At 71.9% G+C, this 11,901-nt stretch carries 9 protein-coding genes; 3 read left to right on the forward strand and 6 right to left on the reverse strand.

Features of this window, described 5'->3' with window-relative positions; genetic code table 11:
• Positions 1-77 precede the first annotated feature (77 nt).
• A complete protein-coding gene (locus IFT45_RS08970) occupies positions 78-2,174 on the reverse strand; it encodes a type IIA DNA topoisomerase subunit B (RefSeq protein WP_192127711.1) in 2,097 nt (698 codons plus the stop codon).
• Between the two features lie 234 nt (positions 2,175-2,408).
• Between IFT45_RS08970 and IFT45_RS08975 the strand changes: the two genes are divergently transcribed.
• Positions 2,409-2,636: a hypothetical protein gene (locus IFT45_RS08975; protein WP_056054537.1), complete on the forward strand. Its 228-nt coding sequence runs from the start codon at positions 2,409-2,411 to the stop codon at positions 2,634-2,636.
• Between the two features lie 99 nt (positions 2,637-2,735).
• Here IFT45_RS08975 and IFT45_RS08980 read toward each other — a convergent pair whose 3' ends face one another.
• The 5 genes from IFT45_RS08980 to IFT45_RS09000 all read right to left on the reverse strand — a co-directional run bounded on the left by IFT45_RS08980 (position 2,736) and on the right by IFT45_RS09000 (position 8,716).
• Positions 2,736-3,491, reverse strand: coding sequence for a type 1 glutamine amidotransferase (locus IFT45_RS08980; protein WP_185232567.1), 756 nt, complete (start codon positions 3,489-3,491; stop codon positions 2,736-2,738).
• Positions 3,488-4,747 (reverse strand): MurT ligase domain-containing protein, encoded by a 1,260-nt coding sequence (locus IFT45_RS08985; RefSeq protein WP_185232565.1) that lies wholly within the window; start codon positions 4,745-4,747, stop codon positions 3,488-3,490. The genes IFT45_RS08980 and IFT45_RS08985 overlap by 4 nt, the downstream gene beginning before the upstream one ends.
• A 4-nt stretch (positions 4,748-4,751) precedes the next feature.
• Complete coding sequence (locus tag IFT45_RS08990) at positions 4,752-6,269, reverse strand: RNA polymerase sigma factor (RefSeq protein WP_082514457.1); 1,518 nt, start codon at positions 6,267-6,269, stop codon at positions 4,752-4,754.
• A gap of 136 nt (positions 6,270-6,405) precedes the next feature.
• Complete coding sequence (locus tag IFT45_RS08995) at positions 6,406-7,755, reverse strand: MFS transporter (RefSeq protein WP_192127712.1); 1,350 nt, start codon at positions 7,753-7,755, stop codon at positions 6,406-6,408.
• Between the two features lie 46 nt (positions 7,756-7,801).
• Positions 7,802-8,716, reverse strand: coding sequence for a proteasome assembly chaperone family protein (locus IFT45_RS09000; RefSeq protein WP_056054517.1), 915 nt, complete (start codon positions 8,714-8,716; stop codon positions 7,802-7,804).
• An 86-nt stretch (positions 8,717-8,802) separates the two neighbouring features.
• Here IFT45_RS09000 and IFT45_RS09005 point away from each other — a divergent pair, with 86 nt between their 5' ends.
• Entirely contained in the window at positions 8,803-10,278 is a 1,476-nt protein-coding gene (locus tag IFT45_RS09005; protein WP_192127714.1) for a leucyl aminopeptidase, read from the forward strand.
• Positions 10,279-10,469: 191 nt separating this feature from the next.
• Positions 10,470-11,843: a dihydrolipoyl dehydrogenase gene (gene lpdA / locus IFT45_RS09010; protein WP_192045661.1), complete on the forward strand. Its 1,374-nt coding sequence runs from the start codon at positions 10,470-10,472 to the stop codon at positions 11,841-11,843.
• Positions 11,844-11,901: the final 58 nt, after the last annotated feature.

Raw genomic sequence — 11,901 nt, forward strand, 5'->3', positions numbered from 1 at the left:
CGACGGGCAGCCACCGGCCCGGCCAGGCCGGCGGGGCTCCCCCGCGGCGAGCGGTCGGGCCGACCCCGGCGGCGGCGTCAGACGTCGATGCGGTCGCGGCTGAGGCCGGCCCCGTCGATGATGAACTCCTTGCGGGGGGCCACGTCGTTGCCCATCAGCAGCTCGAAGACCCGCGCCGCGTTCTCCGCGTCGTCGACCCTGACCCGGCGCAGCATGCGCCCCTTGCGGTCCATCGTGGTGGTCGCTAGCTGCTCGGCGTCCATCTCGCCGAGGCCCTTGTAGCGCTGGATCGGGTCCTGGTAGCGCTTGCCGCTCCGGCGGAGACCCGCCAGCACCCCCTTCAGCTCCTGCTCGGAGTACGTGTAGATGGTCTGGTTCGGCTTGCTGCCGGCGTTGATGGCCACGACCCGGTGGAGGGGAGGCACGGCCGCGAAGACGCGCCCCTGCTCGATCATCGGGCGCATGTACCGGAAGAAGAGCGTGAGCAGCAGCGTCCGGATGTGGGCCCCGTCGACGTCGGCGTCGCTCATGATGATGACCTTGCCGTAGCGCGCCGCGTCGAGGTCGAACGACCGCCCCGACCCCGCCCCGAGCACCTGGATGATCGACGCGCACTCGACGTTGGAGAGCATGTCGCTGACCGAGGCCTTCTGCACGTTGAGGATCTTGCCGCGGATGGGCAGCAGCGCCTGGAACTCGCTGTCGCGGGCCAGCTTGGCCGTGCCGAGGGCCGAGTCGCCCTCGACGATGAAGAGCTCGCTGTTCGCGACGTCGCTGGACCGGCAGTCGACCAGCTTGGCGGGCAGCGAGCTGTTCTCGAGCGCGTTCTTGCGCCGCTGCGTCTCTTTGTGGGCCCGAGCGGCGATGCGGGACTTCATCTCGGCGACGACCTTGTCGAGCACGAGCGTCGTCTGCGCCTTGTCCTCCCGGCGCGACGAGCCGAAGAGCTCGCCGAACTGGTCGGCCACGACGCCGGCGACGATCGCCCGCACGGCGGGGGTGCCGAGGATCTCCTTCGTCTGGCCCTCGAACTGCGGCTCGGGGAGGCGCACGGTGAGCACCGCGGTCAGCCCCGCCAGCACGTCGTCCTTCTCGACCTTGTCGGTGCCGACCTTGAGCCGACGGGCGTTCGCCTCGACCTGCTGCCGGAGGAACTTGAGCAGGCCCGCCTCGAAGCCGGCCTGGTGCGAGCCGCCCTTGGGCGTCGCGATGATGTTGACGTAGCTGCGGAAGACCGTCTCGTAGCCGCTGCCCCAGCGCAGCGCGATGTCGACCTCGCACTCGCGCTCGAGCTCGGTGGCGACCATGGCACCGCCCTCGGTCAGCACGGGGACGGTCTCGGTGTAGCTCCCCCGGCCCGTCATGCGCCAGGTGTCGGTCACGGCCGTGTCGGGAGCCAGGAACTCGACGAACTCGCTGATGCCGCCGTCGAAGCGGAAGGTGCTCTCGGAGGGGAAGCCACCGTCGGTCAGCGAGCCGGGCCGCTCGTCACGGATGCGCAGCGACAGGCCGGGGATGAGGAAGGCCGTCTGGCGGGCCCGCCCGAACAGCTCGTCGGGCTGGAAGCTCGCGCCGCGGGTGAAGATCTGGCGGTCGGCCCAGTAGCGGATGCGCGTGCCCGTCACGCCCTTCTTCACCTTCCCGACCCGGCGCAGCACGCTGCCGGAGACGAACGGCGTGAAGGGCGCGTCGGGCGTCGGCTCGCCGGAGTCGTCGAACGTGCCGGGTTCCCCGCGGCGGAACGACATCGCCCAGGTGACGCCGTCGCGGTCGACCTCGACGTCGAGCCGCTCCGACAGGGCGTTCACGACGGAGGCGCCGACGCCGTGCAGGCCGCCCGAGGAGGCGTACGAGCCACCGCCGAACTTGCCGCCGGCGTGCAGCTTGGTGAACACGACCTCGACCCCCGTGAGGCCGGTCTTGGGCTCGATGTCGACGGGGATGCCGCGCGCGGTGTCGCGGACGGTGACGCTGTCGTCGGCGTGCAGGACGACGTCGATGGCGTCGCCGTGGCCGCCGAGCGCCTCGTCGACGGAGTTGTCGATGATCTCCCACAGGCAGTGCATCAGCCCGCGGGAGTCGGTCGACCCGATGTACATGCCGGGTCGCTTGCGCACCGCCTCGAGCCCCTCGAGGACGGAAAGGTGACGAGCCGAGTAATCAGACGTGGCCAACGGGGATCTCCTGACGCTGAGCCGACCGCGTCGACCGGGGGATCCGGAGGCGGTGGGCTCGGACCATCTTAACGAGAGCCCCCGACACGGCCGGGTCGACACCCTCGAGGCCCCCGTCCGGGGCCGTTCCGCTACGCGCGGAGCGAAATCCCGCGCAATGTGCTCCGTGCTCGCCGCGCGCGTGTTTTGATGAGTGTCACCCACCCACAGCACCACCGTCAGGAGGAGCACCCCATGACTCAGATGGCCACCGACACCACCGCCGTCGACGAGCTCGGCTCCCGGTACCAGCTCAGCGCCGCAGACCGCTGCGACAGCTGCGGAGCCCAGGCCTACGTCCGCGCGACCATGGCCAGCGGCGAACTGCTCTTCTGCGCCCACCACGGCGCGAAGTTCAAGGACAAGCTGCAGCCCGACGCCGTCGAGTGGCTCGACGAGAGCGCCAAGCTCACGGCGAGCTGACCACCCACGACTCCCGGCCGGGCACGCCCCGGCCCGTGACGACGAAGGGCCCGTGCCACCCGGCACGGGCCCTTCGTCGTACGGTCGCCCGCGCTCGGGTCACATCGCCTTGAACGAGCGCTCCAGGTTGTCGCGGATGACGCGCTGTGAGGCCGCGGCGTACTCGTCGAGCTTCGCGTGCGCGGCCGACGGGTGGTACGAGATGCTCCGGCGCGTGAGCGCTGCCCGCAGCAGGCGGTCGCTCAGGGCCGGGTTGAGCGGGAGCAGGGGGCCCTTGAGCTGCGTGCCGAAGGAGGCGCCCCGCCGGATCCCCTCGGAGCGACCGTCACCGTTGCCGCCGCCGTGGACGACGGTGGCGAACGCCTCCGCGTCGGCGTCGAGCTCGACGTGCGCCGCGTGGTCCTCGAAGCCGAAGAGCGTCAGCGTGTCGCCGAGGTGCTCGGTCGTGACCTGGAAGTAGTTCGTGCGGCGCGGCGCGCCCCGACGGACGGTGCCGGGGAGGAAGCCGATGCCGGCCACCGTCTCGCCCTCCGTCGTCTGCACGCCGTGGCTGAGGAGCTCCATGCCGCCGCCCACCCCGACGACGGGGACGCCGGACGCGGCGAAGCCCTCCAGCGCGTCGCGGAGGCGCTGTGCGTCCTCGCTGACGGCGCGGACGCCCGAGAGCGGGCCGTGGCCGACGAGCACGACGTCGGCGACCGTGGGGACCGCGTCGCCGACCCGGTACTCGAGGACCTCGCTCTCGATGCCGGCCCGGCGGGCGCGCTCGACGAGGGCCGTCACGTTGCCCCGGTCGCCGCTGACGCCGAGCTGCTCGGGGTAGAGGTGGACGAGGCGGAGGGTGTCGCTGCTCACGCGGTCTTCTCCAGGTCGGGGTGGCCGAGGATGCGACGGGCCAGCATCATCTGCTCGTAGTTCGTCACGAAGTGCTTCGTGTGGTCGCTCGGCGAGGGCAGCCGGCGCATGAGCCGGATGGCCTTCGAGATGTCCTCCTCGATGACGTGCACGGGGATGCCGTCGTGCTCGAGACGGAGCGCGAGCTGCCAGGCCTTGGCACCGGCCAGCACGTCGACGTGGTCGAGGTGCGAGAAGTCGATGTCGTAGATCCACGAGATGTCGGGGGTGCCCTCGTCGATCGCCAGCATGACCTGCTCGACGTCCTGCGGCAGGGCGTCGAGGTTCAGCTGGAGGCTCGCGGCGTTCTTGAACATGATGAACTCCGCCTCGTCGGCGCCGAGCGACATGCGCTCGCCCCGCCCGTAAGCCGGCTTCATCGACTCGAACGCCCGGCTGACGGCGGCCGGGTCGACGGGTCGGCCGAGGACGACCGAGGCGGTCTGCAGCGCCGCCGCGGCGTCGACGGCGTAGTGCAGGCCACGGGCGGGCAGCCTGACCTCGACCGTGGTGCCGCCGACCGAGATGGTGGCTCGGTCGCCGGAGAGCGAGAGGACCTCGCTGTCGGCCGACCGCCCGCCGTCGGCCTCGCGGCTGAAGTCGTGGGCGTTCTGCAGGCCGTTGGGCGACGCCTCGACGACGTCGGGGGCCGCGCCGAAGCGGGTGACGATCTGACCCGGGCGTGCCTCGTAGGGCGCGAGGTGCTGGTCGTCGCGGTTCGTGACCACGGCGGTCGTCGCCAGCGCGGCCGTGTCGGTCATCATCGTGCCGACGCGCTCCGTCTCGAAGAAGCGGTAGAGCTGGTCGACCTGGACGTTGAGCATCAGCACCGTCGAGGGGTGCAGCGACCGGGTCAGCTCGACCGCGAAGGCCTCGTCGACCTCGATCACGCCGATGTCGTGCTTGACACGGCCGGTCACCGTCACCTCGCGGAGGAAGGCCGACGCGATGCCCTGGGGCAGGTTGGCCCCGGTCGGGTTGGTGAAGACCGACAGGCCGTGGGCCCGCAGCGTCTCCGTCAGCATCATCGTCGTCGTCGACTTGCCGTTGGAGCCGAGCACGAAGACGACGCCCTGCTCGAACTGCGACGCGACGTGGCTGAGGAAGTCCGGCGCCAGCGTCAGGACGGTGCGGCCCGGGTAGGCCGAGCCGCCGCCGCGGAGCCGGGCCGCGGCACGGACCAGGCGCCCGGCCAGGACGGGGATGACGTACTTCACGGGTCTACTCGAGGTAGTCGCGGAGCGACTGCGACCGGGACGGGTGGCGGAGCTTGGCCATCGTCTTCGACTCGATCTGGCGGATGCGCTCGCGCGTCACGCCGAAGGTGTCGCCGATCTGGTCGAGCGTCTTCGGCATCCCGTCGCCGAGGCCGAAGCGCATGCGGATGACGCCCGCCTCGCGCTCGGAGAGGCTGTCGAGCAGCGACTCCAGCTGCTTCTGCAGCATGGTGAAGCCGACCGCGTCGGCCGGGACGACCGCCTCGGTGTCCTCGATGAGGTCGCCGAACTCGCTGTCGCCGTCCTCGCCGAGGGGCGTGTGCAGCGAGATGGGCTCGCGGCCGTACTTCTGGACCTCGACGACCTTCTCGGGCGTCATGTCCAGCTCACGGGAGAGCTCCTCGGGCGTGGGCTCGCGACCGAGGTCCTGCAGCATCTGCCGCTGCACGCGGGCCAGCTTGTTGATGACCTCGACCATGTGGACGGGGATGCGGATGGTGCGGGCCTGGTCGGCCATGGCGCGGGTGATGGCCTGGCGGATCCACCACGTCGCGTAGGTGCTGAACTTGAAGCCCTTCGTGTAGTCGAACTTCTCGACGGCACGGATCAGGCCCAGGTTGCCCTCCTGGATGAGGTCGAGGAACTGCATGCCGCGACCGGTGTAGCGCTTGGCGAGGCTCACGACGAGGCGGAGGTTCGCGCCGAGCAGGTGGCTCTTGGCCCGCTGCCCATCGCGGGCGACCCAGCGGAGCTCGCGCTCGAGCTCCTTGCTGAGGCCCGTGCTGTGCGAGAGCTTGTCCTCCGCGAAGAGGCCGGCCTCGATGCGCATCGCCAGCTCGACCTCCTCGGCGGCGTTGAGGAGGGCGACCTTGCCGATCTGCTTCAGGTAGTCCTTGACGGGGTCGGCCGTCGCACCGGTGATGGTGGTCGAGTAGACCGGCATCTCGTCGTCGTCGTCCTGCGAGATGACGAGGGCACCGGTGGGCAGCACCTCGGGAGCCTTCGCGGGGGCGTCGCCCTCGGTCTCGTCGGCGGCGTCGGCCTCGGTGTCGGCGGGCACCTCGACGGGCTCGACCTCGGCCTCGTCGTCGGGGGCGTCGTCGCCGGCCGCCGCCTTCGTCGACTTCGCCGGAGCCTTCTTGGCCGGGGCCTTCTTCGCGGGGGCCTTACGGGCCGGGGCCTTCTTGGCGGGGGCCGCGGCGGCGGTCTCGGCCGCCTCCGTGGCCGGGGACACGAGCTCGGTCCCCTCGTCGGACACGGCCGGGGCGGCCGTGGTCGCCTTGCTGCGAGTAGCCATGCGAACACCTTTCGATCGTCGGTTGCGTCGGGGAGGCTGCGGCGCGGCGTCTCGACGTGTCGACCGGCGCCCTGACGTCGGTCGGCCTTGCTTCTGGGCGGACGGCCCGCGGGGCGGGCCGACCGGATCGGCCCGGGTGGCGGGCCGATGTCGCTGTGGTCTCGCACGCCACGGGGCGCGCGGGAGATGGTGCAGGATTTCGGGCAGTACGAGGACCCATGTCAAGTCCTCGCGGTGACGCGCCTCACGGCGGACGGTGTGCGAGGACACGAACGGGTCCTTCGACCATTATTGCACGGCCCGGGCGAGCCGTTCGACACGCGGGCGCCCCCGCGGTGCGCCCTCGGCGGACGCCCGTGCGTCAGGCGCCACCTCGCCGCCGACGCCGCGCCTCGCGCCAGCGGCGGTCGAGCGCGACCCAGAGCGGAGCGACCTGGATCCCCTCCTCGAGGTGCAGGCGACGACGCGTGCCGCGGCGGGCGAGGAGCAGGCCGACCACCCCGCCGCCCACGACCACGTACTGCACCAGGAAGGCCACCCGGAAGGAGTCGAACGCGAAGAGGTCGCTCGGCTGCCCGGACGCCACCCGTGCGGCGTCCACCTGGTCGAGGACGACGCCGATGAGGAACATCATGACGAAGCTCGCGAGGAAGCCCCCGACGTTGACCACCCCGTTCGCGACGCCCAGGCTGCGCAGGGGGTTGAACGTCCGGGCGAAGTCGAAGCCGATGATCGAGCCGGGCCCTCCCACGCCGAGGGCCACGACCAGGACGACCGCCAGCCACTGCGGGGGCACCCCGGGCCAGGCCAGCAGCACCGTCCAGACGACGCCGAGCACGGTCACGATGCCCAGCACGAGCGCCGAGCGGCGCAGCGGGAAGCGCGCCATCAGGACGCCGAGCACCGGCCCGGCCACGACGCCCGACACGACGAGCACGGTGAGGAGGCCCGAGGCCTGTCCGCTCGTGAAGCCGAGCCCGCCCACGAGGAAGGGCACGCCCCAGAGGAGGGAGAAGACCGTGCCCGACGACTGCGTCACGAAGTGCGACCAGAAGCCGAGGCGGGTGCCCGGCCGCTTCACGCTCTCGCCGAGCTGCCGGCCCGCCTCGCGCCAGGTGAGCACGGCGCGGTCGCGGTCGCGGCCCTCCGGGGACTCGCTGACGACGGCGACCACGAGGCCGACCGCGAGCACGGAGAGCGCCGCGGCGCTGAGGAAGGCGGGCGACCAGCCCGCGGAGTGCAGCACGAGCGACAGGGGCAGGGCGGAGAGCACCTGCCCGGCCTGGCCGATGTTGCCCGTCCACTGCGAGACCTGAGGCAGGATCGGCCCGCGGAACCAGGCCGGCAGGAGCCGCATCACCGAGATGAACGTCATCGCGTCGCCGGCCCCCACCAGCACCCGACCGACCACGGCCACGCCGATCACGGGCGGCGACAGGGCGACGACGCCCTGCCCGACCGCCAGGAGGACGCCGCCCGTCACGATCAGGGCCTTGGGCCCGACGCGGTCGAGCATGACGCCGACCGGGATCTGCAGCCCGGCGTAGACCGCGAGCTGCACGACGGCGAGCGTGGAGAGGGTGGCGGCCGAGATGCCGAAGAGCTGCTGAGCCTCGACGCCCGAGACGCCGAGGGAGGACCGCTGGAGCACGGCGACCACGTACGCGAGGACGGCGGTGCCCCAGACCAGCCAGGCACGCGCGGAGTTCACCCGACGAACCTACCCGACCCGCTCCTCCCCCGGCACGGAGCGGGCGTCAGCCCTCGTCGTCGGGGCGGCGCGTCGCGAGGAACTTCTCGAGCTCGGCCGCCAGGGCGTCGGCCGACGGGACCTGGCCGTCCTGGTCGGTGAGGGGCGACGGCAGGGGGTTGCCCTCCATGTACGTGTCGTGGCGCTCCTCCAGGGTCGTCACGAGCCGCGACAGCTCCTGGTTGCCGTGCACCTGCTCGTCGACCTTCACGAGGAAGTCGCGCCCCTCGGTGCGGAGGCGGTCGGTCGGGAAGATCAGTCCGGTGGCCGCGCTGATGCTCGAGAGCGCGGTCACGGCCGCGTCGGGGAACTCGGTGTCGGCCAGGTAGTGCGGCACCAGGAGGACGAAGCCCGCCGTCGGGTGGCCGTCGTCGTGCAGCCGCTTCTCGATCAGGTGGAGGGCGTTGGCGGGCGCCTGCGTCACGGGCTTCCAGACGGAGAGGGTCTCGATGAGGTCGGCCCGGTTGCCGCTGACCGTGACCCCGAGCGGGCGGGTGTGCGGCACGGGCATGGGGATCGAGTGCACCCACGTCGTCGTCGACACGCGGTACCGCTCGACCAGGCCCACCACCGCCGCCGTGAAGCGCTGCCACTGGAAGTCGGGCTCGAACCCGGAGAGGAAGAGGAACGGCTGCCCCACGTCGTCCTGCACGAGGTGCAGCGACAGCGGGGAGGTCGTGATCTCGGCGACGTGGTCCTGGTCGAAGGTGAACACCGGACGGCGGGCCCGGTAGTCGAGGAGCTCGTCGGGGTCGAAGGTCGCGACGAGGGTGTGGTCGAGGGTGTCGAGCACGTACTGCCCGAGCTGGCTGACGGCGGAGCCCGCGTCGGCGAAGCCGGTGAGCCCCGCGACGAGCGGCAGGCCCTCGGGCACGTCGTGGGAGTCGGGGGCGAGGTCGTAGAGGCCGGCGGGGTCGTGCATGTGATCGAGCCTAGACACCCCGGGGTCGCCTCCCCGGCCGCCGGCGCGTGCCGAGAGCGAACAGCGCCGTCGGTAGCATCGACGTCATGACCGAGCTCAGCCTGTCCGCCGTCCGCACCTCCCCCGCCGAGACCACCGCCGACGTCCTCGTCGTGGGCGTCCTCAAGGGAGCCGACGGCCCCACCGTGACCGTGGAGCTCGAAGGCCTGCCGACCGACCTCGCAGTCCTCGGCGTGACCGGTGCCCGTGACCAGCTCGTCCGCGTGCCCGCCCTGGGCGTGGCCGCGTCGGTCGTCGCCCTCGTGGGCCTCGGCGACGTCGTCGACGCGGAGTCCCTGCGCTACGCCGCCGGCTCGGCGGTCCGCCAGCTCACCGGCGTCGACCGCGTCGCCCTCGCCCTCCCCGTGGCCGACGACGACCAAGCCGCGGCCGTCCTCGAGGGCGCGGCCATCGCCTCCTGGGAGTTCGACTCCTTCCGCTCGACCTCGGCCGGCGAGTCGCGGCGGCACGCGCGCGAGCTGGTGCTGGTCGCCGACCGTGACCTCGAGGAGTCGCTGGTGACGCGCGCCGCGGTCGTCGCGGAGGCCGTCCACACCGTCCGTGACCTCGCCATGACCCCGCCGCAGCAGATGTTCCCGCAGGCGCTGGCCGACGTGGCCGTCGCCCGGGCCGAGGGCCTGCCCCTGACCGTCACCGTCCTCGCGGAGGACGAGCTGCGCGCCGGCGGCTACGGCGGCATCCTCGGGGTCGGGCAGGGGTCGTCGCGCGGGCCTCGCCTGGTCAAGGTCGAGTACGCGCCCGAGGGCGCCGCCAAGCACCTCGCCCTCGTGGGCAAGGGCATCACCTACGACACCGGCGGGCTCTCGCTCAAGCCGGCCGGCAGCATGCTCGGGATGAAGGACGACATGACGGGCGCGGCCACGGTGCTCGCCGTCACCGTCGCGGCCGCTCGCCTCGCCCTCCCCGTCCGGCTCACGGCGTGGCTCTGCATCGCCGAGAACATGGTCAGCGGCACGTCGATCCGCCCGGACGACGTCCTGACGATCCGCGGCGGCACCACCGTCGAGGTGACCAACACCGACGCGGAGGGCCGCCTCGTCATGGCCGACGGCCTGGTCGCCGCGAGCGAGGAGATGCCCGACGCGGTCGTCGACGTCGCCACGCTCACGGGCGCCCAGGTCGTGGCCCTGGGCACGCGCACGGTCGGGGTGATGGGCAACGACGCGCTGGCCGACGAGGTCGTCGGCCTCGCGGGCCGTGTCGGCGAGACGTTCTGGCGGATGCCGCTGCCCGGCGAGCTGCGCGCCCGTCTCGACTCCGACGTCGCGGACCTCGTCAACGCGACCCCGGGCAACACCGCCGCCGGCATGCTCCTCGCCGGCGTGTTCCTCCAGGAGTTCGTCGGGCGCCGCGAGGACGGCAGCGTCCTCCCGTGGGTCCACCTCGACATCGCGGGGCCGTCGAACAACAAGGGAGGCGGCTACGGCTTCACGGCCAAGGGCTCGACCGGCGTCTCCGTCCGCACCCTGCTGGAGCTGGCAGCCGTCTTTTCGGTCGCGTAGTAGGGTCGGGGAGGCGGGAGAAACCCGCCGAGATCGGTCCCCCGGGCGACACCAGCCCCGCGCCCTGCAGAGCACCTGCCGGGCGCAGCTCCTGACGGAGCAGACGCTGGCGGGTGCGACGACGCCGTCACCGCGACGCCGCAGCACCTCAGCCCCGCGGGGTACCTCCGAACGCACGAGGGAGTTGCTGGGTGTCGGAACAGAATTTTGACCTGGTGGTGCTCGGCGGCGGCAGCGGCGGCTACGCCGCCGCGCTGCGGGCGACCGAGCTGGGGCTGAGCGTCGCGCTCGTCGAGAAGGACAAGGTCGGCGGCACCTGCCTCCACCGGGGCTGCATCCCGACCAAGGCCCTGCTGCACTCCGCCGAGGTGGCCGACGTCTCGCGCGAGTCGGAGAAGTACGGCGTGCACACCGACTTCCACGGCATCGACATCGCCGCCGTGACCTCCTACCGGGAGGGCGTCGTGGCCAGCAAGTACAAGGGCCTGCAGGGCCTGCTCAAGGCCCGCAAGATCACGACCGTCGAGGGCGAGGGGCGCCTCACCTCGCCCACCACCGTCCAGGTCGGCGACGTGACCCTCACGGGCAAGAACGTCGTGCTGGCGACTGGGTCGTACTCACGGAGCCTGCCCGGCCTCGAGATCGGCGGCCGTGTCATCACCAGCGAGCAGGCGCTCGCCCTCGACCACGTCCCGTCGCGCGTCGCCATCCTGGGCGGCGGGGTGATCGGCGTCGAGTTCGCGAGCGTCTGGAAGTCGTTCGGCGCCGAGGTCGACATCATCGAGGCGCTGCCGCACCTCGTGCCGAACGAGGAGGAGTCGATCTCGAAGCAGTTCGAGCGCGCCTTCCGGAAGCGCGGCATCGGCTTCTCGCTCGGGGTCCGCTTCCAGAGCGTCACCCAGAGCGACGACGGCGTCGTCGTCACCCTGGAGGACGGCAAGACCTTCGAGGCCGACATCCTGCTGGTCGCCGTGGGCCGCGGCCCCTCGACCGCGGGCCTCGGCTACGAGGAGGTGGGCCTGACCATGGACCGCGGCTTCGTCATCACGAACGAGCGCCTCGCGACGAGCGTCCCCGGCGTCTACGCCGTCGGCGACATCGTCCCCGGCCTCCAGCTCGCCCACCGCAGCTTCCAGCACGGGATCTTCGTCGCGGAGGAGATCGCGGGGCTCTCGCCCCAGGTCATCGACGACGTGAACATCCCCAAGGTCACCTACTCCGACCCCGAGGTCGCCTCCGTCGGCCTCTCCGAGGCCAAGGCCGTCGAGAAGCACGGCCGTGACGCCGTGGCGACCTACGACTACAACCTCGCGGGCAACGGCAAGAGCCACATCATCGGCACGAGCGGCTCGGTGAAGGTCGTCCGCGTCGTCGACGGCCCCGTCGTCGGCGTCCACATGATCGGCGCCCGCGTCGGCGAGCTCATCGGCGAGGCCCAGCTGACGGTCAACTGGGAGGCCTACCCGGAGGACGTCGCTCCCCTGGTCCACGCCCACCCCACCCAGAACGAGGCGCTCGGCGAGGCCATGCTGGCCCTGGCGGGCAAGCCCCTCCACGCGATGTAGCACCACCCACCACTGCACCGCACCGCACACACAGGCACATGATGTCGTCAAAGGAGTT

It is taken from the genome of Frigoribacterium sp. CFBP 13707 (genome assembly GCF_014842245.1).
Taxonomy (GTDB): Bacteria; Actinomycetota; Actinomycetes; order Actinomycetales; family Microbacteriaceae; genus Frigoribacterium; species Frigoribacterium endophyticum.

Excerpts from the sequence above, each read along its gene's own strand:
- IFT45_RS09000 (WP_056054517.1), bottom strand. The coding sequence starts at position 8,716 with ATGCACGACCCCGCCGGCCTCTACGACCTCGCCCCCGACTCCCACGAC.
- IFT45_RS08975 (WP_056054537.1), top strand. The coding sequence starts at position 2,409 with ATGACTCAGATGGCCACCGACACCACCGCCGTCGACGAGCTCGGCTCC.
- IFT45_RS09005 (WP_192127714.1), top strand. The coding sequence starts at position 8,803 with ATGACCGAGCTCAGCCTGTCCGCCGTCCGCACCTCCCCCGCCGAGACC.